Source organism: Paenibacillus sp. GYB006 (assembly GCF_036577645.1).
Classification (GTDB): domain Bacteria; phylum Bacillota; class Bacilli; order Paenibacillales; family Paenibacillaceae; genus Paenibacillus.
Genome location: NZ_JARBDA010000019.1, coordinates 1 through 21919 on the forward strand (window position 1 = coordinate 1; position 21919 = coordinate 21919).

Consider the following 21919-nt stretch of genomic DNA (forward strand, 5'->3'; position numbering starts at 1 on the left):
AAGTGAAAGTGACAAATAACACTGAGCCTGAACAGATTTATGGTCAGGCTAGCGTCTTTAGGCGCAGTTTGGCGACAAGGGGTTATACCCCAAGTACAAACCACCCGTTTTACGGGTGGTCCTGATTCAGCAGCAGAATGCTTTCCATTTTTTATGAACATACTAGACTAATGTATGCATGCAAGTAAGCAGAGACTTATAAAACAGGAGGAAACCGCGTGTGGATTTGGATTGGATCGATATGTTTAGCTGTTATTATTCTACTCCTCATCTTGGTCTTGTTATCCAATATACATATTGAAGCTAGTATAAAGACGCGTAACACCCATGCAGAAATGGAATTTCGGGTGAAGTTGATATATGGCATAGTCCGTTTTCATTACGAACTTCCAGCTGAGCGTTTTGAAGAGCTCAAGCGACATTTCGCTCAATTGGTAACAGAGAAATTATCCGAAAAAAAGGGTAACGATGGATCTCAAGATGCTCCTTCTACAAATAAACGAGGTAAAAAAGGATTCAATTATCAAATCAAGGACCTTATGAAAAGTGCTTATGCACTCCGTATCTGGGAGACAAATGACTTTTCCAAGCTCCGCATAACGAAACTTGTTTGGCATACCAGGCTGGGTACGGAGGATGTGGTAACCACATCTGTACTGACTGGCTTGTTGTGGGGGATTAAAAATACCTTGCTCGGATGGTTGTCTTACAAAGTGACATTTACAGACGGACCTGATCTAAAAGTAAATGCCAGCTGGGAGGAAAAGTGGTCCTTTGATACCCTTCTGGAGTTTCGGGCCTATATTCGATTTTTCAGGTTGATGAAAATCTTCCGTACCATTAGTCACGGTATCGTAAATGCGCATGGTGGAATCAGGGCTTGGCGCCGTGAATTAAGTAGCAGAGAATAACGAGAATCTTTTTTTCTTCAATTTACACATAGCAAGACGGAAAGTTGGGAAACCTATATTATGTCAAACTATTGATTAGCAGGAGGTATGTATTCTATGTCCGATCATCCGATTCAAGGTCTAATGAAAACAGCCATGGAAAATATTAAAGCGATGGTTGATGTGAATACCATTGTAGGAGATGCAGTAGAAACACCGGACGGTACCGTTATTTTACCGATCAGCCGCGTTGGTTTTGGATTTGCAGCAGGAGGAAGTGATTTTCATCTAGATACAGAACAGCAGTATGACCGCAGTGGCGCCCATTCGTCATCATCCGTTCCTTTTGGCGGAGGTAGCGGGGGCGGTGTATCCATACATCCGATCGCCTTTCTTGTTGTGGGAAAAGATGGAGTGAATATCGTTCCTCTAGATAACAATACGCATCTGTTCGAGAAAATTATTGATCAAGCGCCTAAATTAATTGATCAAATGCAGCAGCTTTTTAAGAATAATCAAACAAACACAACAACGACTATATCTTCTTCCCAGTAGTAATAAAAAAACAAATTCCCTTCCAGTCTTGTGCTGGAAGGGAATTTGTTTTGGTAACGACAAGCAGTTTGTCCAAACAAGGACATACTTCGATGGACAAGGACATAGTATAGTACAAGATTCTGCAAAAGGACCCGGAGGAGAACTTATGAAACTATTGAAAAAATGTGTGTTGCCCCTGGTAGTAACACTTATGTTATCACCTCTTACTGCTTATGCTGATCATAAACCCGAACATAAGGAACCCCCAGCACTTCATACCAATGCAGAAACGGCTTCTCTCATTGATGTGAGTTCTGGTCGCATTTTGTACAGCAAAGACGGAGATAAAGAAATGAGAATTGCAAGTCTAACCAAAATCATGACTGCCCTAGTTGCGGTGGAAAAAATGGACTTAAAGAGTATGGTCACTGTAAGTAAAAATGCAGCCGGTAAGGAAGGCTCCTCTTTGTATCTGAAACTTGGAGAGGAAATGTCGCTGGAGAATATGCTGTACGGTCTTATGCTCCGCTCAGGAAATGACGCAGCAACCGCGATTGCTGAACACGTTGGGGGATCAGAAGAAGGATTCGTTCACTTAATGAATCTGAAGGCTGAGGAAATCGGGCTCAGTCACACTCAGTTTAAGAACCCCCACGGGCTTGATGCCGAAGGTCACTATTCTACAGCTAATGATGTGGCCAAGCTAACCGCGTACGCACTTCATAATGCGGATTTCAAACGCATTGTCGGTACGCAGCAGAAAAAAGCACCCAATCCGAATGAAACCTGGGATTATAATTGGCTGAATAAAAACAAGATGTTGCGGCTTTATGAAGGAGCTGACGGAGTAAAAACCGGGTATACCAAGATGGCATTTCGCTGTCTTGTGAGTTCTGCAACTCGCGAAGGGCAACAGCTCGCAGCGGTAACTTTAAATGATGGGGATGACTGGAACGATCACGCTAAAATGCTGAACTATGGATTTGAGCACTATCCGCTTGTTGATCTCGCACAAAAAGGCCAGTCGATCCAAAAATTTCAATATGTCACAGGTAACTCATTTAAATACCCTTTACTCGTATCCGAAGCGGAAAATATCAAAACAAAGCTGATTCTTTATGATCAGCAACTTGAAGAAGCTAAAAAAATTGTGGATAAGGATGCAGACTTTGGGCTTAAAGGCCGGGTAGAATTTATGCTGAATGGAGTGAAAATCGGTCATATCCCTGTGTATAAGAAGGGAAGTTATATTCCGAAGGATACTTCAGCCGAAACTTCCGTCTTATCTTACAATCTGGTTCATAAAAGTACATTTTTAAGTTCGCTCCGAGAAGTCCTCGGCCAAATATTCACAAGAGAATAAAGGAATCCGAAGCGGGAGGGGTTCGCGTTGATAAATGTCATTTGGCTTGCCATGATTGTGATTGGATTTTGTTTTGCAGCGGCAAAAGGGAACATTGAAGTGGTTACTCAGTCCGCCTTTGATGGTGCCGCTACCGGTGTAACGGTGTGTTTTGGACTCATTAGTGTGCTTGTCTTCTGGATGGGAATGATGAAGATGGCGGAAGATGCTGGATTACTGTCTAAGATTGCAAAACTTTTAGGACCCGTTGTTGCTTTTTTATTTCCTGATGTTCCTAAAAATCATCCTGCCATGGGATATATCCTCTCCAATATGAGTGCCAACTTACTGGGGCTTGGAAATGCAGCTACGCCAATGGGGATAAAAGCAATGCAGCAACTTCAGGAACTGAATCCGGATAAACAAGTAGCAAGTCCAGCGATGTGCACACTACTGGCTATAAATACAGCAAGCATTACGTTGATTCCGACCACACTGATAGCGATCCGGCTGAATTACCATTCTGCCAATCCCGCTGAAATTGTGGGGACTACCCTTGTTGCTACTGCATTTGCAACGGCGGCAGCCATTATCCTGGATCGCTATTACCGAAGTAGGTTGCCGAGGACACCTAAACGCATAGTAGATAGAAAACAGCCACCGCAGGCGGAAACAAGTGTGAAAGGGTGAGCACATGTTAGCATTCGTTAATCTCATTTCTACATGGGCCATCCCGATCATTATTGCTTTTGTTCCATTATATGCCTATTATCGTAAGGTCCTTGTGTATGAATCCTTTGTAGACGGAGCCAAAGAGGGATTTGGAACTGCGATTTCTATCATTCCTCAACTCGTAGCCATGATGGTGGCAATCAGTGTATTTCGCGCTTCGGGGGCACTCGATTTCTTTTTGAGTTTCTTTACTCCCTTTTTTCAGTGGATGGGGGTTCCTTCTGAAATATTACCTCTCGGTATACTTCGGCCGCTGACAGGGACAGGTTCTCTTGCCTTTACAACGGATTTGATTGGAACCTATGGTCCTGACTCCATGATTGGAAGAATCGCTTCAACGGTGCAAGGAAGCACGGATACGACGCTATATGTACTTACTGTTTATTTTGGGGCTGTCGGTATTAGAAATGGCAGATATGCACTCAAAGTAGGGCTTCTTTCTGATTTAGTTGGCTTTGTTGCAGCTATTTTTATATGTCTTCTTGTATTTGGTTAAAACCCTTTTACGCTGATAGCAAGCCCTTGGAGAATGCCCCGAGGGTTATTTCCTTTTCATAACCTTGTTATTTCTCCTTCTGATGGGTATCATTAATTCCTGAGGTGACTTATTGAATATGGAGAGATTACAAAAAATTATTGCACAAGCAGGGATTGCTTCCAGACGTAAAAGCGAAGAGCTTATTTTGTCCGGTAAGGTTGAAGTCAACGGAGAAGTAGTGACCGAGCTTGGTACGAAAGCAAATCCTGATGAGGATATCATTACGGTAAACGGCAGACCGATTCGTAGTGAGAAGAAAATTTATGTCATGCTGAATAAACCAAAAGGAGTCATCACAAGTGCTTCTGATCCAGAAGGCAGAAAAATTGTGTCAGACTATCTGAAAGGGATCAAAGAAAGAGTCTATCCGGTAGGAAGACTGGATTATGATACCGAAGGACTTCTTTTGCTAACTAATGATGGTGAATTTGCACATTTGCTAACGCATCCCAAACATCATGTACCTAAGACTTATCTGGCTACAGTAAAAGGAGTTCCGCACGGAACTGCACTGGATCAGCTGAGAAAAGGGATTATGCTGGACGATGGAATGACATATCCTGCAGAAGTTGAATATAAGGATGTAGATACCGACAAGAAAGAAGCGGTCATTAGTATCACGATTCATGAAGGACGTAACCGTCAGGTTCGACGTATGTTCGAAGCCATCAATCATCCGGTAACCAGACTAAAACGGATATCTTTTGGCGGACTTCTCCTTCAAAACTTGAAACGGGGATTATATCGCCACTTGACGAAAGAAGAAATCAATAACTTGATGCAATCTGCTCAATCCGCAGCAGAGAAGAATAACAGAAAATAAATCCGTAAGGACACATAATTTTCAAAAAACAGACGAAGTTTTGTGACATTTTTCGTTATAATTATCCATAGGCTGGATAATTGGAACATAATTGTCATAAAAGGAGCGCATTAACGATGGGGAAATCAAAAAGAACCGTTCAGGTTATTATTTTGATATTCATTGTCATCTTGGGTGCCTACGCCATTGGCTCGTCTGTTTTTGGTTCGGATGGAAAACCCGGTGTCGGTGATCGTGTGCCTGATTTTGAATTGCTTGGAATGGATGGCAAAGTTCATACCCTTGCAGAATACAAGGATAAAGTCATGGTTATCAATTTTTGGGGGACTTGGTGTGAGCCATGTGTTGATGAAATGCCCGCCTTGCAGAAACAATGGGACAAATGGAAAGAGCAGGGCGTGGTATTCATCGGCGTAAATGTAGGGGAAGATCAGATGACGGTGGATCAGTTTGTTCGCGGAGTCGGTGTAGATTTTCCAATTATGTATGACAAGGGAAGAAAAGTGACGGGTGAGTTTGGTATTTCACCGATGCCTTCTACTTTTTTTGTATCTAAAGACGGAAAAATCTCCGAGAAATTTGAAGGTCAGCTGAATTTGGACACGTTGGAGTACAAAATCAAGCAGCTAGTCAATTCAAATTGAAGGAATAGGAGGTTAACGTCACCATGATTCAAAACACAAAGTGTGAATGCGGCCACCAGAATCCAGTGGGTACCGTACTGTGTGAAGCCTGCGGTAAACCGCAAGACGAAAAAGATCTTGTTTCCACTGAACTGCTTGAAATGCGTTATGACGGCAGGGCGAGGCGTTCACAGCGAAGTAATCCAAATACGATTGACCGAGTATGGAATTTCTTTTCATCTGTTAAAGTGGCGATCTATTTGATCGTCTTTACTTTGGTTGGAGCCATGCTTGGAACTATTTATCCTCAGGAGAACGCTTTTGTTAATCTAGATCCTTCTGTCTACTACAAAGAAACGTATGGTCTACCAGGAAACATCTATTACATATTAGGACTTTCACATACATACGAATCCTGGTGGTTTATTTTACTGCTTGTTATGATCGGTGCTTCTCTTGTTATTTGCAGCATAGATCGGGTACTACCGCTGTATAAGGCACTGAACAAGCAACGAATTCCTAAACATATGCAGTTCCTAACAAGACAAAGAATTACCTATCAGACAGAAATGTCTGAAGAGCAAACAAAAGAATGGATTGAGAAAGCGGTTACCCCGCTTAAGAAAAAAGGATATCGTGTAAAAACAGACGAATCTGCACTGCTTGCAGAAAAGTATCGTTTTAGCCGGTGGGGTCCCTATGTTATACATATTGGACTGATTATTTTCTTACTGGCGGTATTGGCAAGAGGGCTGCCTGGCCTGCATATGGACAAGCATGTTGCTTTTCCGCAAGGTGAAATTGTGAATTTACCGGATACTACGTTTTATCTCGAAAATGTAAATTTCCGGGTGGAATATTACAGTGAGGAAGAAACGCCGGAAGAGTTTAAGAATGTAGGAAGAATTGTTCCCAAACTGTTTGAGACAGAAGCGAAGCTGTATGAATGTACAGCGGATTGTACAGATCTATCAAAAGAGCCGCAGTTGAAACAAGTAGATCATCATTTTATTCAGGTGAATGACCCGCTAGACTACAAAGGACTCAAAGCGTACCAGTATGATTATGATTTGACTCCTATTCTTAGGGCCGTTTCACCAGAAGTGATCGATACGAAAACAGGCGAATCTTATGGAACGATTGAGCTTAGTATGAATGATCCGCAGCTTGAGTATGAAGCGGGACCCTATCATTTGGAACTCACCAGCAAATTTATGGATTTTGGCCTAAATGACCGGGGAGAACCAGTATCCAAGACTCCAAGTCCCAATGCGCCTGCCTTTTTATTTACAGTTACAGGCAAGGATCTTCCAGCAGACGGGGTGAAGTATCTTTATTTTCCGAAGGAAATTGATAAGGAACGCTTTCAACAGGATCTGATTAATGAAAGACTAAGTGAAGGAATCATGCCGCTAAGGCTTGATGTGAATGGAATGGATAATGTCGATATCATTAACTCCACTACTTATCTTAATATTCGTGTTGATAAAGCCATGCCGTTTGTTTGGCTGGGAGCAGCAATTGTTATGCTTGGTCTGATTATGGGATTCTACTGGCAGCATCGCAGAATTTGGATTCGAATTGACCAGGGAACTCTTACCTTAGGTGCCCATACAAATAAAAACTGGATTGGTCTTAGGCGAGAAGTGGCTGATGTGCTGAAGAAAGGTAATCTTATAGTGGATGAAAAGTCACTGGACAACGGAGGGAATAAAGCGTGAACATGCTTAACGTAAGCAGTAATGCATTTATGATTGCCTTTTTCTTATATTGTGGAGCTTTTATCGTACATGCAATCGCCGTTATGGGTCGCAAGTTCAGTAATCGAGAGCCGGAAGCTCATGTTAGAAAATGGGGAAGATTTGGTTTAATTCTTACCTTAATCGGTCTAGGATCACAGCTCGTTTATTTTTTCACTAGATGGGCAGGGTCAGGACATATTCCCGTGTCTAATATGTATGAATTTATGACCTTCTTGTCTATGATGGTCATTGTTGCTTTTGCTATACTTTACATGATATATAAAACATCGCTTCTCGGACTCTTTGCATTGCCTATTACAATTATACTAATGGCATATGCAGCTGTCTTTCCACAGGAGGTGCAGCCTCTAGTTCCATCCCTGAAATCGATTTGGCTGAATATCCACGTTACCCTTGCTGCTCTTGGTGAATCGTTCTTTGCAGTGGGCTTTGCAGCAGGGCTGATGTATTTGCTTCGAACTGTTAAATTCGATAGTTCTGCGAAAGTGGATAAAAGACAGCAAAAGTGGCTTGAATTTACGTTAGTTGTTATTATTATTGTTATAGGATTTATTGGTACCGTATTTGCCTTTCGCGCAAGCGGGTACGAAGCGGTATTTGTTCAGCAACAGGTGACTGACGTTGACACCGGGGGGACAAATAATAGTAAAATAGAGAAAGTCATTTATCACATGCCGCCTCTTGTAGCACCACATAACAGTGATACAGAAAGTTATACTTCATTCCTTGGAATGAAAGAACCTTTATTTGAAGCACCTTCATGGATGAATGGTGTAAATGCAGGACGCAAACTGAATACAGTCGTATGGTCTGTTATTTCGGGTCTGCTATTATACGGGGTGCTTCGATTAATCATTAGGAAACCACTTAGCCGGGCGCTGAGTCCTTATCTGGCGGATATTGATCCTGATGATTTGGATGAAATCAGTTACCGTGCAATTGCGATAGGGTTTCCCATCTTCACCTTAGGTGCACTTATTTTTGCCATGATTTGGGCAGAGATCGCCTGGGGACGGTTTTGGGGCTGGGATCCCAAAGAAGTATGGGCACTAATTACTTGGCTCTATTACAGTGCTTATTTGCATCTTCGTTTGTCTAAAGGTTGGCAGGGACGTAATTCCGCATGGCTTGCTGTACTCGGCTTCCTGATCGTGATGTTTACACTGGTTGGCGTGAACTTGATTATCGCTGGACTTCATTCCTATGCTGGAACAGAATAACTGGAAATGAAGTTTATGTTTTTATTCAAATAGAGCATACTATGAGAACTGGTTTAAGAAAGTGAGGCGAATCGTACGAATGGCAGATCATGAGAACCGGATACTCGTCGTCGATGATGAAGAAAGAATTCGGCGTTTGTTAAAGATGTATCTGGAAAAAGAAGGCTATGACATCGACGAGGCGGAGGATGGTGAATCCGCACTCAGTAAAGCGACATCAGAAGATTATGGCTTGATCTTGCTGGACGTAATGTTGCCGGGTATGGATGGTATTGAAGTGTGTACTAGGCTGCGTCAAGTGAAATCAACTCCTGTGCTAATGCTTACAGCCAAAGGGGAAGAAATTAATCGCGTACAGGGTTTTGAAGTTGGGGCAGATGATTATGTAGTTAAGCCTTTCAGCCCTCGTGAAGTAATCTACCGGGTTAAGGCTATTTTGCGTAGAGCTTCTGCAACCGCTTATCTATCTAAAGAAAGCAATTCAAGCAATAATATTGTTTTTCCTCACTTACTTATTGAGCATGATGCTCATCGGGTTACAGCAAATGGGTCAGAAGTTAGTCTTACTCCAAAAGAGTACGAACTGCTGCATTATCTCGCTGTATCGCCGGACAAGGTCTTCTCCAGGGAAGATTTACTTAAAGATGTGTGGAATTATGAGTTTTTTGGCGACTTACGTACGGTGGATACTCATGTGAAACGTCTTCGTGAGAAGCTGAATAAAGTTTCTCCAGAAGCGGCATCGATGATAACAACGGTATGGGGAGTTGGATATAAGCTGGAGGTTCCGAAGTAGTGAAGTTCTGGAAATCACTAGTTGGCAAGCTGTGGTACACCATCATACTATTAGTGGCCTGTATCCTCATGACACTGGGAGTATTCCTACTCCCATATATTGATATCAATTTCTCTGCGGATGAGTCCGGGGAAATTAAGAAAATGTTTGTGCTTGTCTGTATTATTGGATTTAGTTTAACTACTTTTTTTGCACTCTTTCTTCTAAGTAAAATAACACAACCGATGCAGAAGCTGATTCAGGCAACAAATGAGATTCGTAAAGGAAATTACGATACAAGACTCTCTCTTGTTACAAGCGATGAGATCGGTGAGCTGGCGAGTACTTTTAATCACATGGCCGGAGAATTAGAAGATACCATTCGGAACTTAAATCATGAGAAAGAACGTGTTGCAAGCGTCCTGCGCAGTATGAGGGATGCAGTTGTCTCTTTTGATAGTGAAGGGAAGATCATTTCTACGAACCCGCAAGGAACGAAATTGATGTCAGCTTGGCAAGGAATTGAATGGAATAAGATCGATGTGAGATACTCTCCTCAGGAACAGAATGGGGATGCCTATAATGATGTCCCTGAACCGCTGAGACCACTGTTTAAAGCGGTGGTAAGCCATGGAGAAGACCAAAGTGCAGAAGTACATGTAAAACAGAGTGTATGGTCCGTACAGATGGCTCCATTGCATACAGAACCAGGAAACCGAGGGGCAGTTGCTGTACTGAGGGATGTGACGGAGGAAGCACATCTAGAGAAGATGCGCAGTGATTTTATAGCCAACATTTCTCATGAGATCAGAACCCCCTTATCGATGATTCAAGGATACAGTGAGGCACTGCTTGATGGAATGGCGGCTTCTCCAAAAGAAAGCGAAGAACTCATACAAGTAATTCATGATGAGTCCCTGCGGATGGGCAGATTAGTTAAGGATTTGCTGGACCTTGCTCGGATGGAAGCAGGGCATACCGATGTCACCCTCGACAGAGTGGATTTGAACCAGCTGCTTGATCGTGTATACCGCAAGTTTAGTGTGGCTGCTAAAGATCAGGGGTTACTCTTAGAGTATAAGCATCAAGATGGACCTTTGATACTAGAAGCAGCCGACGAGGACAAGCTGGAGCAGGTATTTACCAATTTACTTGATAATGCTTTCAGACACACTCCATCAGGGAAACATATTTATATTATCTGTTCTATGATCAATGAGGATGAACTGGAGATTCGTATTCAAGACGAAGGGAAAGGAATTCCTCGGGAAGATCTACCTTTTATCTTTGAAAGATTCTATAAGGCAGATAAAGCGAGAGTTCGTGATGTAGGCCGTGGGACTGGTCTTGGGCTTGCCATTGTTAAGCACATCATTGATGCGCACAAAGGGACAATTGAAGTAGACAGTATTCATGGAGAAGGCACAGAGTTCACGGTTGTACTTCCTATAAAACAACACAAATCGGATAAATCAAAGCTTACTTGATCTTTTCTACGAAAAAGCACCTTACGGAGGGTGCTTTTTTTGTTGAACAGTACCGATTAATCTTGTTCAACGTGGAACAATTTTATTTATAACCTGTTAGACGTGTGAATAAGATTGAGAACAAGACCGTGCTCGTAAAATGATTGAGCAAAAGAAAAAAGCTGACCGAGATGGCCAGCTTTTATTATATTACAGATGAATGATAAATTATTTTTGAAGTACAATTTCTTGAGCTGTATTCAGTTCAGGCAGCTCTGTAAGTTTTTTGAGCACTTCTTTTGGTACTTCTTTATCAACAGTCAGAATCATAATAGCTGCACCGCCAATAATTTTACGACCCACCTGCATGGAGGCAATATTGACATCATTCTCACCGAGAAGTGTTCCTACACGGCCAATGATTCCTGGTTTATCGTTATGAGAGATGAAAATTTGGTGATCTTCAGGAGCAAAGTCTACTGGGAAATGATCGAGTCTTACAATACGCTCACCATATCCAGCGAGAAGTGTTCCGGCAATACGTCTTTCTTGCTCATGTTGGTTTTTAAGCGTTACGGTAATCAAGTTAGTGAAACCTTTTGTACGCGGCGCTTGGGATACGACCACATTAATATCGCGGATCTTCGCTAAATGCAGAGAGTTTACGATATTAGCTTCACTTCCAAGATGTCTCTCAAGTATGCCTTTTAAAACATAACGTGTCAGCTGCTGGGTATCGACTTCCGACAAGTCGCCAGAGTAGTCAATATGGATTTCCTGAATTGCTTCATTTGCCATCTGTGCTGCAAAGCTTCCCAGGGTTTCGCCAAGTTTGAAATAAGGTTGAATAATATTCATAACACTTGGAGCCACAGGAGGCATATTAACCGCATTTTTAAAAGGTTCGTTCCGTAAGATATGAAGCACTTGCTCAGATACGTCAATCGCTACGTTCTCTTGTGCTTCTACTGTAGATGCACCAAGGTGAGGGGTAACGATGATATTCGGATGACTTAGGAATGGATGATCTGCTGCAGGAGGCTCACTTTCAAATACGTCAAAGGCAGCGCCTGCTACGATCCCTTCATCAATAGCTTCAATTAAGGCCATCTCATCAATAATTCCGCCACGAGCACAGTTGATGATTCTCATGCCTTTTTTCATGACTTCAAATTGTGGCCGAGCAATCATGTGCTTTGTTTCTGGAGTCAGTGGAGTGTGAACTGTCATGAAATCTGCATTACGAATAATATCATCAACGGAAGCCAGGGTGACACCCATTTTTTCAGCACGTTCTTTCGTTAAGAATGGATCGTAGCCGAGAATGTTCATACCAAATGCCTTGGCTCTTTTTGCTACTTCACTGCCGATTCTACCCATACCAAGGACACCAAGTGTCTTGTTGCGAAGTTCTACGCCAAGGAACGTCTTACGGTCCCATGTACCGTTTATTGTCTTAGCATAAGCTTGAGGAATATGTCTTGCTAGAGCCATCATCATCGCAAATGTATGTTCACAAGTAGTGATGGTATTTCCATCAGGTGCGTTAATAACGATAATACCTCGTTCAGTAGCTGCTTCGAGATTGATATTGTCAACACCAACTCCGGCACGTCCAACCACTTTGAGGCGTGTGCCAGCTTTCATAATGGCAGGAGTTACACGGGTTTGGCTGCGTACAAGAAGTGCATCATAATCTCCAATAATTTGAATAAGTTCATCTTCCGAAAGACCCGTCTTTTTGTCGACTACAACATCCTCAGCATCCATAAGCTGCTGAATTCCCAAATCGCTGATTGGATCAGATACCAAAACTTTTAACATTGATCATCGTCCTCCTTGATTTTGAACAACATGTATAGAATAAGAAGCGGCATTCACGTATAAAGCTAAGCCATTTCCTTAAACTCGGTGAAAAATTAATGCGTTGAAGTGACATAGTACAACATTGTAACAAAAGAAGCTATACCAAGAATCTGAAGGGATAACGCAAAAAAACTCTCAATCCGCATACTACTACCGTAGTAAGGGACGAGAGTTGTCGTGGTGCCACCCTAATTCGCTATTACTCTTCAAAGAGAGCAACGGCCTTAATGGTCTACAATAGACCAGATTCATAACGTGAATCATGCGACTATATCTACTAATTATTCAATATAGTAACTCGGGAGCGCTAAAGTATACTGTATGATTACTGATTCTCACCAACCATCAGCTCTCTGAACAATCGGTACAGTTCTTTTCTCCGTCATCGCTGTTTAGATATTGTTAAATAACAATTTTTTCATAATGTATCATGTGTAACATCACCATGTCAATAGTTCGAATTACTAAAAAGAGGAAGAAAACCCAAAGCAACCTCCTAAATTTTCCCTCCAACTATCGAAGGTTCTTGAATCTATTGATTATTTTGGATATCATTTAAATATTCCCTTTATTTACATCAGAGATCAAGACATCATTTATAGAATAGGAGTAAGAATTGGCGAGAATGAAAAAACAACAGTGGAAGAAATTAAAATTTCAAAAGATTGAGCCTCACCAGCTGACGGATCGCCTTCTTCTTATCAACCTTTATTTAACACAAGCATTCACATTAATTATAGGTATTATCTGGATTCTTTTTCAAAAAAGAAATCCGCTGGAGTTATTAAGTTTACCCCAAGGCTGGCAATTTGTAATGTATGGTCTTGGACTTGCTGCAATCATGCTGGTAGTTGATTTCTTGTTATCGGCGGTTATGCCTGAGGATAGTATGGACGATGGCGGTATTAACCGTATGTTATTTCGCAAAAGACCTATATGGCATATTGTATGCATCGCTGCCGTTGTCTCGATTTGCGAAGAACTTCTGTTTAGAGGTGCCATTCAGCATTCCTTTGGTCCTTATTGGACAAGTATCATTTTTGCTCTCATTCATTTTAGATATTTGAATCATTGGCTTCCTACAGGCTGGGTTTTTGTATCCAGTTACGGCTTAGGATATATTTATGAGCAATCCGGAACGTTATGGGCTCCCATTCTGTGCCATTTCCTAATTGATTTAATATCCGGACTCGCCATTCGTTTTCGGAGGGAAACATGAACCAACAACTAAGTAGATCACAAAAGTATGGTCAACATCGTCGTCGCAAAGAGGGAAAGGAACTAAAACCTTCTAAGTCACTTCATAAGATCGTCGAGAATAGTAAACCGACAAATAAAACAGTTACGAATAAGCCAGTATACAGAAAACCAGTGAGTAAAAGTCAGCCCGTTCCTGAGTTATCCAGAATGCAGCGCAAACTCCAGGCTGAACAAAAGCAAAAGAAGGAAGCAAGTGGACGTATCCAAGAAGCAGAAACGCTTCCCACAAGGGCAGAACTGTTTCCATCTCGAAGAGTAAGACTCAGCAAGTGGTTCATCAACTCACTTATTCTCATTTTTATTCTTCTAACTGGATTTCTTGTTTATTGGGGGATGATAGGAGCTCCTCCACTAAATACAATGATCCCTTAGCTATCCTAGATCGATCAGCAGCTAAGGTTCAGGCTATTCGGTCTGAAAATTTTCTTGTGTGATCCGCGCATGACTTCTCTTATTTACGTGAACAATAAGGAATGCATCCTATCACACAAGGAGGTTTATCAATGAGAACTTCTTCGTTTCTAATGGGCTTAACTGTTGGTGCTGTAGCTTGTTCTGTCCTTTCTCAAAAAGGAAATATTCCTACGGCAAAACAAGCGAAAAAATATCTGCATGATGCCAAAGAAAAGGTGATGGACATGACCTTTCCTGGAATGGATAGCATGCTGAGCAAAGCATTGACAGATGAGAACACAACGAATGCAGGGTCAAATTCGAAATCTTCGGCACAAAAATTATCGACATCAGAACAAAAAGCCGAGAATTTAGATTTGATTAAATCTTTTATCCGTTCGAATCCAGACGTAAAAAAAGAAGTGGAAAAAGTGCTGGCGGAATCGCATACAGCGATCCCTGGGTTGTAAAGAAATAAGGATTTGAGGAAAGAATCATTTGCAGATCCTTATTGGACTGTAAATGATTCTTTTTTTATCGTTTTTATTACGTGCATTTGTGGGTATAAAATGATAACATACTTACATAATCCATTTTGAGCACATACTCACAGAATAGAACATAATCTGTTTATAACACATGCTTAATAAAGGGGAGATCCTGTATGAAAATAGAACGCTTAAGCAATGACAAGATACGGATTTTCCTGACTTTTGATGATTTAAGCGAGCGTGGTATCCAGAAGGAAGATATGTGGCAGGAAGAACCAAAAGTTCATGAACTGTTTACGGAAATGATGGACCAGGCCTACAGCGAACTTGGATTTGATGCTACTGGCCCTTTGGCCGTTGAGGTCTTCGCGTTACCAGCTCAAGGAATGGTCGTTATTGTCACAAGAGGCAAATATGATCGTGAACGATATGGTGCAATACACGAAGATGATATAGCAGACGAAATATACGAAATGGAAGTAACACTCGAGCAGAGTGATTCTGTGATGTATGTATTTAAGGATTTTGAAGTATTGATTGAGGCAGCTCACATGCTGAAAGCAAAAGTAACGGAAGCTGGACGTTTGTATCATTATAAGGACAAATGGTTCTTGCATCTTGAACCGGACGAAGTCGACACGGAACAGCACGGAGCGCTCATTGCCCTTCTTGCTGAATTTGGCGAGGGAAGTTCGGTTACAGCAGCCGTACTCGGAGAATATGGCAAGCTCGTTATGGCAGAAAATGCAGTCGGAACAATTTGTGAACACTTCAAACGTCATGATTCTTAAATTTTGATGAGTAAGTATGTGAAACCATTATCTTGGAGGGATGTTCGGTGCTTTTGTTTTCGGTCTTGACGGCAGCAATTGCGCCGGGGCTTTCCCTGCTTACGTATTTTTATCTCAAAGACCGTTACGATGCCGAACCTCTCCATATGGTTATTCGAATGTTTTTTTTCGGACTCCTTATCGTATTTCCAATTATGTTCCTGCAGCGAGGGGTAATGCTTTTTCTCGGTGATTTCGGAAATCAACCGTTTCTGCATGCATCCATCGTTTCTGCTGGTATTGAGGAAATACTGAAATGGCTTGTTTTATTTTTCGTTATTTATCATCACACTGAATTTGATGAACCTTATGACGGAATATTATATGCGGTAGCTATCTCGCTTGGTTTTGCAACAGTGGAAAATTTGCTTTATGCATGGGCTGGAAATGCTTCGATGAGTTTCATGCTTTATAGAGCGTTACTCCCTGTTTCGGGCCATGCGATGTTTGGTGTTATTATGGGATATTATATGGGCAGGGCAAAATTTAGCGACAAAAAGAACTTGCGGCGCAAGTTTCTTGTCATGTCGATTCTTCTTCCGATTTTCTGGCACGGACTTTACGATCTGATTCTCGGTGTGGAACAGGCTTGGTATTGGTTTATCGTACCTGTTATGCTCATCCTTTGGTATGGGGGTATGGGGAAAGTATACCGTGCTAATAATCGTTCTCCATTTCGATTCGTGAAACGTGAGGAAGAGGTTAACCTGTAATTGATTTGGATACACTTGTTTCTAGTTGACAGTATTTTTCTGTCTATTTTAGAGACAAGTGTTTTTTTGTGTTTGCTTCCAAAATCAGCCAAGGAGTGAGGGTTTAAATCATGAGAGTAAAAGTGAAGATTCGCTGCAAGCAATGCGGCGAAAGGTTTGTCTTACGCGGTAAAAAAGAACGGGGAAGAATTGAAACTGGATTCAAACAGTGTGTCTGTGATAACAGGGACATGTTTGATATTGAGGAAGAAAGCTTCTAATTTTAAGATCATCCATGCATAACCTTCCTTTCTTCTTGTCACAATAAGGTCATCGTACCTGAAGAAAGGAGCAACACAAGATGTATAGAAGATTAAGTTCGGTGTTATTCCCAATTGTATCAATACTGCTCATTGGTTCTTTGATCTGGGGGTATCAACAATATCAACAACGTAATGCAGTTGCTATGAAGTCGGAAAATCAATATCAACGTTTATTTCATGATCTCTCGTATAACATGGACCGGATTCATTCGGAACTAGGGAATACGCTTGCGGTTAGCAGCGCATCAGATGGAATGCATAAAAAAGGGCTTATGAATGTCTGGATGCTCGCGAGTCAAGCGCAGAGTGAACTTAATCAGCTTCCACTCACATCGCTTCCCGTGAACAAAACAGAAGAGCTTCTATCTCGCATATCTAAATTTGCGTATCAAACTTCGTTAAGAGATCTACGCGAGAAACCGTTAACTGCTCAAGAAAAAGAGAATCTTAGAACTTTGTACAAAAACTCAGCTGAGATCAACAAAGATTTGGATCAGGTACAATTATCTGTACTCTCTGATAACCTGAAGTGGGGTGACGCAGAGGCTGTTATCAACGCGCAAGGGAATAAGCAACAGCAAAATGTAATTCTAGACGGTCTTCGAGCTGTGGATCAAAAAGTCGGTAACTATCCACCTATGGATTGGGGACCATCCGTTTCGAGTCTTTATGAGCATCGTACTGTGCGTAAACTAGGCGGAGTACCCGTTACTGCGGAAGACATTAAACGAAAAGCACAAAAGTTCACAGATATAGACAGTCCCGCTATTCAGGTGATTCAGAACGGGAAAGGAACAGATTACAGGTCCTACACCGCAAGCCTTACTGCTCCAGACGGTCATTTGATTCGTATGGATTTTACTGTGGATGGCGGCCTGCTGATTTCATATAACGATGAAAGAGAAGTAGGTCCAAAACAAGTAAATCGGGATACAGCAATGTCTAAAGCCGATCGTTTCCTTGAGCACAAGGGATATCGTGATATGAAAGCTGTTGCTTACAATGAATATGACAATCTAGGTAACTTCACTTATGTAAGAGAACATGATGATGTGCTCGTTTATCCTGAGAAAATCACGGTCCGTGTAGGTCTCGATAACGGAGAGGTTATTGGGATCCAAGCATCTGATTTCCTTAACGAACATAAGGATGATCGTAAATTTACAGAGCCGAAAATTAAGCTGAAAGATGCGAGAGCACAGCTGAATCCTGACTTTAAAGTATCCTTTACGCGGAAAGCGTTAATTAAAAATGAGTATAATGAAGAAGTACTGTGCTATCAATTTGGCGGTAAAATTAACGATACGATGTACCGTATATACATTAATACAGAGACAGGTGTTGAAGAAGCAGTGGAAGAAATCCCTGCTCCAACCGCAGGATCTAAAATGTAGATGGAAAGCTTCTCCTTTGGAGAAGCTTTTTTTTTGCATTTTTCTGAATGTAATTTCAAGAACACATGGTATAATATTCCTGTTATATTTCATGATTGTGCGACTATAGACAGGGAGTGAATGAGGTTTGTATCCGAAAGTAAATGATGTGTTGTTCATACAGTTACCCTCAGAAGGTGAGAAAGAAGCGAATTACGAATACCGTTCAAGAATTGCCGAAACAGATGAAGATGATATTTATATGGAAGTTCCGATTCGTGAAGGAAGCGGGCAACTGAAAAAACTCCATATGGGTGATGAGCTGTCGATCTACTTTCTAACAGAAGGTGGAGTAAAGCATTACTTTAATACATACGTGACTGGTTTCAAAGAAGATGTAATAAGAATGGTGAAGTTTCGCAGGCCGTCTGCAGAAGAAATTTTTCAAATACAGCGGCGTAATTTTTTAAGAGTCCAGTCCGAATTAGAACTGGCTGTTAAGTTCAAACACGATTTTACCCGGTTTCTAACCTATACCGATGATGTAGGCGGAGGAGGCATTTCTTTTTTAGGGGATTCCAAACATGAAGTAAAGGAAGGACAGATTCTTTCTTGTTGGCTGTTGCTTCCTTATAAGAACGGAGAGCTGGAACATGTTCCTTTTGAAGGAATCGTGGTTCGGAGTATTACCCTCGAAAGTGGCCGGCAGAAATCCATGCTTGAATTTACACAAATCTCTGACATGGAGCGTCAAAAAATAATAAAGTACTGTTTTGAACGCCAACTTGATTTTAGAGGAAGATAAATAAATTCATACAAGAATTATTCATTAGTGAATGATTATTAATTTCTCAGGGCACAATGAACAAAATTGTTCTGCAGGAGAGATGAAAATGAAGCAGTCAGGTGAGGAAGCCCGCAGATATGAAGCTTTATTTATCAAGTTCAGTACTCAGGTTGAACGCAGATTTAAGAAACTGCTGCTATGTCTTTTTCTGTTACTGCTTGTTTTTCAAGTTTTGCTTCATAACAGATACACAGCACCCCATATGTCAGCAGTGTTTCGGCTTGAGGGAACACCCTTGCCTGCTTCTTTCCAACTTCCAAATATGCTGAATAAAGAGTGACCATTTTTGCATCACTGGTGGTTGTGTGGTATAATTTTCTCGTCGCAGGCAATGCCTGCTTTTTTCTTGAGGCTTAAGTTTGAGGAGGAATGCCCCGTTGACAAGCCAGAATACAGCAGAGAACGGGAAATTGAACGTGGCTATTGACGGTCCCGCAGGAGCTGGGAAAAGTACCGTTGCTAGACGCGTGGCGAGCAAACTGTCTTATGTGTACGTGGATACAGGCGCTATGTATCGTGCTGTAACCTATTATATGCTTCGCCATGAGATTAAACCGGAAGAGGTAGATACCGTACTTGCGCACGTTAGAAGACTGGATATTGAACTTATACCAGCTGAAGGCGGGCAGAAGGTATTCCTTAATGGGGAAGAAGTATCAGGGCCGATCCGTTCGAGAGAAGTTACTGGAGTCGTATCCTTATATTCGCAAATCGAAGGTTTGCGTCATCACCTTGTTGAAATGCAGAGAAAAATGGCACTTCGCAAGGGCGTTGTTATGGATGGAAGGGACATCGGAACGACGGTTTTACCAGATGCAGAAGTGAAAATTTTTATGACCGCAAGCGTTAGGGAACGTGCACTTCGTAGGTTCAAGGAACTCGATAAGACGGAAGAGGTAACACTTGATCAGCTCGAAAAAGAGATTGCGGCTCGGGACAAGCTGGATCAGGAACGTGAAGTTTCGCCACTGCGTCAAGCAGAAGATGCCTTCGTTCTTGATACCACATCAATGAGTATTGATGAGGTTGTTGAACACATTGTAGCGCGCTGTATGGAAGTCAGGGGAGAGGTTGGATTATGATTTATTCAATTGGTCGGTTTCTGTTAAACGTAATTTACACGGTTATATTTCGTTTAGAGGCCAGTGGGAGAGAGAATATTCCCCGCGAAGGCGGCGTGGTATTGTGTTGTAATCACATTAGTAACTTTGACCCGCCAACTCTTGGAATTAAGATTCACCGCAAGATCCGATTTATGGCAAAAAGTGAATTGTTTGAAGTTCCGGTGTTCGGTCCGATCTTAAAAGAACTCGGAGCGTTCCCTGTGAAACGGGGCGGTGTGAGCAAGGATTCCATTAAAACAGCGCTTAACATCCTTCGGGGTGGAGAAGTCTTGGGGATTTTTCCGCAAGGCAGTCGTCATAATGATGGCGGTATGGGAAAAAAGGGAGCTGCTAGTTTCGCACTGCGAAGCGGAGCTGCTGTAGTACCTGCTGCTGTAATCGGTGAATACAAACCTTTTAGAAAAATGAAAATTGTTTACGGTGAACCCGTTGATCTGGATGAATTCAGAGATGATCCTTCAGGAGAGTCACTTGAACGGGCAACGGAAAAAATTATGTCTAAAATTGATGAGATGGCGAGAACTGGTGTACCATCGAAGCCATAAAGCCAATGAATGACACATCATATTTTATGGTAAGCTATGCATTACCAGGTTATGTTTTGAACTCTGCTACGGCAGGTTTAAATAAATGGGGTTTTTGAATTGAGGAGGGTATTGATTATGTCGGAAGAAACTAAAAATCAAGAAGTAACAGAAGCAGCAACCCAAGATGAATTGGATTCATTCGTATCATTAAAAAAAGGCGATACTGTAAAAGGAACCATTGTCAAATTGGAAGATAACCAAGCTTATGTAAGTATTGGATATAAATATGACGGTGTGATTCCAGTTCGCGAACTTTCCTCTGTACAAGTGGATAATGCCAGCGAAGCAGTAGAAGTTGGCCAAGAAGTGGAATGCAAAGTAGTTAGCATCGATGACGAGAAAGAAAAACTAGTTCTTTCCAAACGTGCAATCGACAGCGAAAATGCTTGGGAAGATCTTGCTAAAAAACAAGAGTCTGGTGAAGTATTTGAAGTTGTTGTATCTGATGTCGTTAAAGGCGGCGTAGTTGCTGACGTTGGCGTACGCGGATTCATCCCTGCTTCTATGGTTGAGCGTCATTTTGTGGAAGATTTCAGTGATTACAAAGGAAAAACACTTCGCGTTGTTGTAAAAGAACTTGATCGTGAAGCTAACAAAGTAATCCTTTCCCAAAAAGATGTTCTGGATGCAGAACACGAAGTTAACAAACAAAAAGTGATTGCTGAACTTACAGAAGGACAACAAATTGAAGGTACTGTACAGCGCCTGACTCAATTTGGAGCTTTTGTAGATGTAGGCGGCGTTGACGGTCTTGTTCACGTATCCGAGATTGCTTGGAGCCATGTGGATAAACCATCTGACGTTCTTTCCGAAGGCGAAAAAGTGAATGTTAAAGTACTGAAAGTTGATCCTGAAAAAGGAAAAATCAGCCTCAGTATCAAAGCAGCACAACCAGGTCCTTGGGAAACTGCTGCGGAGCAGTTCAAAACAGGCGATATCGTAACAGGTACTGTAAAACGTCTAGTTCAGTTTGGTGCTTTCGTAGAAATCGCACCAGGTGTAGAAGGTTTGGTTCACATTTCCCAGATTTCTCACAAACACATCGGTACTCCGCATGAAGTGCTGAAAGAAGGACAAGAAGTTCAAGTGAAAGTTCTGGAACTGAACTCTGCTGAGCAACGTGCAAGCCTGAGCATCAAAGAAACAGAAAAAGCTCCTGCTGATGCAGCGCCGCGTGCTGAAAAATCCAGAAAATCAAATGCTCCACGTGAAGTAGTTAACAACCCTAACGTTTCCTTGAGCAACGAAGGACTCAGCGTTACACTGGGCGACCTTTTCGGTGATAAATTAAGTAAATTTAAATAATGAAGTCGCGTTAAGCTTATCTTCATACAGGCAACACAAACAGGTTGCTAATCACGATTGGCGGATCCTTCGGGGTTCGCCGATTGTTGTTAGAACCTGTTTTTTGGATAAGGAAAGCA

24 protein-coding genes and 1 other annotated feature are annotated in these 21919 nt (G+C 41.8%); of the genes, 23 read left to right on the forward strand and 1 reads right to left on the reverse strand.

The genetic code is table 11. From position 1 onward, the window contains the following. Nucleotides 1-218: 218 nt before the first annotated feature. The 11 genes from PV403_RS22085 to PV403_RS22135 all read left to right on the forward strand — a co-directional run bounded on the left by PV403_RS22085 (nt 219) and on the right by PV403_RS22135 (nt 10730). Complete coding sequence (locus PV403_RS22085; RefSeq protein ID WP_332085998.1) at nt 219-911, forward strand: DUF2953 domain-containing protein; 693 nt, start codon at nt 219-221, stop codon at nt 909-911. A 96-nt stretch (nt 912-1007) separates the two neighbouring features. After that, nucleotides 1008-1445: a GerW family sporulation protein gene (gene ytfJ / locus PV403_RS22090; RefSeq protein WP_213529635.1), complete on the forward strand. Its 438-nt coding sequence runs from the start codon at nt 1008-1010 to the stop codon at nt 1443-1445. A gap of 148 nt (nt 1446-1593) precedes the next feature. After that, the gene (locus PV403_RS22095) at nt 1594-2790 is read left to right on the forward strand and encodes a D-alanyl-D-alanine carboxypeptidase family protein (RefSeq protein ID WP_332085999.1); all 1197 of its coding nucleotides are present in this window, start codon (nt 1594-1596) and stop codon (nt 2788-2790) included. Between the two features lie 27 nt (nt 2791-2817). Beyond that, entirely contained in the window at nt 2818-3459 is a 642-nt protein-coding gene (locus PV403_RS22100) for a nucleoside recognition domain-containing protein (protein WP_213529631.1), read from the forward strand. A 4-nt stretch (nt 3460-3463) separates the two neighbouring features. Then, a complete protein-coding gene (locus PV403_RS22105) occupies nt 3464-3997 on the forward strand; it encodes a spore maturation protein (RefSeq protein WP_213529629.1) in 534 nt (177 codons plus the stop codon). A 118-nt stretch (nt 3998-4115) separates the two neighbouring features. Next, a complete protein-coding gene (locus tag PV403_RS22110; RefSeq protein ID WP_213529627.1) occupies nt 4116-4862 on the forward strand; it encodes a pseudouridine synthase in 747 nt (248 codons plus the stop codon). A gap of 116 nt (nt 4863-4978) precedes the next feature. Beyond that, on the forward strand, nt 4979-5506 hold the full coding sequence (locus PV403_RS22115; protein WP_160033333.1) for a redoxin domain-containing protein: 528 nt from the start codon (nt 4979-4981) through the stop codon (nt 5504-5506). Nucleotides 5507-5529: 23 nt separating this feature from the next. Next, the gene (gene resB / locus PV403_RS22120) at nt 5530-7206 is read left to right on the forward strand and encodes a cytochrome c biogenesis protein ResB (protein WP_332086000.1); all 1677 of its coding nucleotides are present in this window, start codon (nt 5530-5532) and stop codon (nt 7204-7206) included. Continuing rightward, complete coding sequence (gene ccsA / locus PV403_RS22125; protein ID WP_213529623.1) at nt 7203-8468, forward strand: cytochrome c biogenesis protein CcsA; 1266 nt, start codon at nt 7203-7205, stop codon at nt 8466-8468. Before resB ends, ccsA begins: the two co-directional genes overlap by 4 nt. A gap of 79 nt (nt 8469-8547) precedes the next feature. Then, on the forward strand, nt 8548-9264 hold the full coding sequence (locus tag PV403_RS22130; RefSeq protein ID WP_160033327.1) for a response regulator transcription factor: 717 nt from the start codon (nt 8548-8550) through the stop codon (nt 9262-9264). Then, on the forward strand, nt 9264-10730 hold the full coding sequence (locus PV403_RS22135; protein WP_213529621.1) for an ATP-binding protein: 1467 nt from the start codon (nt 9264-9266) through the stop codon (nt 10728-10730). Before PV403_RS22130 ends, PV403_RS22135 begins: the two co-directional genes overlap by 1 nt. A 207-nt stretch (nt 10731-10937) precedes the next feature. Here the strand turns inward: PV403_RS22135 and serA are convergent, their stop codons facing one another. Next, nucleotides 10938-12533 (reverse strand): phosphoglycerate dehydrogenase, encoded by a 1596-nt coding sequence (gene serA, locus PV403_RS22140; protein WP_160033323.1) that lies wholly within the window; start codon nt 12531-12533, stop codon nt 10938-10940. A 200-nt stretch (nt 12534-12733) separates the two neighbouring features. After that, nucleotides 12734-12970, reverse strand: a binding site (T-box leader). Between the two features lie 230 nt (nt 12971-13200). Here serA and PV403_RS22145 point away from each other — a divergent pair. The 12 genes from PV403_RS22145 to rpsA all read left to right on the forward strand — a co-directional run bounded on the left by PV403_RS22145 (nt 13201) and on the right by rpsA (nt 21800). After that, complete coding sequence (locus PV403_RS22145) at nt 13201-13794, forward strand: CPBP family intramembrane glutamic endopeptidase (protein WP_213530239.1); 594 nt, start codon at nt 13201-13203, stop codon at nt 13792-13794. After that, nucleotides 13791-14207, forward strand: coding sequence for a hypothetical protein (locus tag PV403_RS22150; RefSeq protein ID WP_213529620.1), 417 nt, complete (start codon nt 13791-13793; stop codon nt 14205-14207). Before PV403_RS22145 ends, PV403_RS22150 begins: the two co-directional genes overlap by 4 nt. A 131-nt stretch (nt 14208-14338) precedes the next feature. Next, nucleotides 14339-14698 (forward strand): hypothetical protein, encoded by a 360-nt coding sequence (locus tag PV403_RS22155; RefSeq protein WP_332086001.1) that lies wholly within the window; start codon nt 14339-14341, stop codon nt 14696-14698. Nucleotides 14699-14892: 194 nt separating this feature from the next. Continuing rightward, the gene (locus PV403_RS22160) at nt 14893-15510 is read left to right on the forward strand and encodes a genetic competence negative regulator (protein WP_332086002.1); all 618 of its coding nucleotides are present in this window, start codon (nt 14893-14895) and stop codon (nt 15508-15510) included. A 47-nt stretch (nt 15511-15557) separates the two neighbouring features. Further along, on the forward strand, nt 15558-16262 hold the full coding sequence (gene prsW / locus PV403_RS22165) for a glutamic-type intramembrane protease PrsW (RefSeq protein ID WP_332086003.1): 705 nt from the start codon (nt 15558-15560) through the stop codon (nt 16260-16262). A gap of 110 nt (nt 16263-16372) precedes the next feature. Continuing rightward, entirely contained in the window at nt 16373-16522 is a 150-nt protein-coding gene (locus PV403_RS22170) for a hypothetical protein (RefSeq protein ID WP_213529613.1), read from the forward strand. An 80-nt stretch (nt 16523-16602) separates the two neighbouring features. Continuing rightward, complete coding sequence (ypeB, locus tag PV403_RS22175; RefSeq protein ID WP_332086004.1) at nt 16603-17958, forward strand: germination protein YpeB; 1356 nt, start codon at nt 16603-16605, stop codon at nt 17956-17958. A gap of 127 nt (nt 17959-18085) precedes the next feature. Further along, nucleotides 18086-18742 carry a flagellar brake protein gene (locus PV403_RS22180; protein WP_213529609.1) on the forward strand — a complete coding sequence of 219 codons (657 nt, stop codon included), beginning with the start codon at nt 18086-18088 and terminating at the stop codon, nt 18740-18742. An 88-nt stretch (nt 18743-18830) separates the two neighbouring features. Then, nucleotides 18831-19064, forward strand: a complete 234-nt coding sequence (locus PV403_RS22185) for a DUF5359 family protein (protein WP_332086005.1) — start codon at nt 18831-18833, stop codon at nt 19062-19064. A 97-nt stretch (nt 19065-19161) separates the two neighbouring features. Further along, nucleotides 19162-19866, forward strand: coding sequence for a (d)CMP kinase (cmk, locus tag PV403_RS22190; protein WP_213529605.1), 705 nt, complete (start codon nt 19162-19164; stop codon nt 19864-19866). After that, entirely contained in the window at nt 19863-20453 is a 591-nt protein-coding gene (locus PV403_RS22195) for a lysophospholipid acyltransferase family protein (protein ID WP_332086006.1), read from the forward strand. Before cmk ends, PV403_RS22195 begins: the two co-directional genes overlap by 4 nt. Before the next feature lie 117 nt (nt 20454-20570). Continuing rightward, complete coding sequence (gene rpsA / locus PV403_RS22200; RefSeq protein WP_332086007.1) at nt 20571-21800, forward strand: 30S ribosomal protein S1; 1230 nt, start codon at nt 20571-20573, stop codon at nt 21798-21800. Nucleotides 21801-21919: the final 119 nt, after the last annotated feature.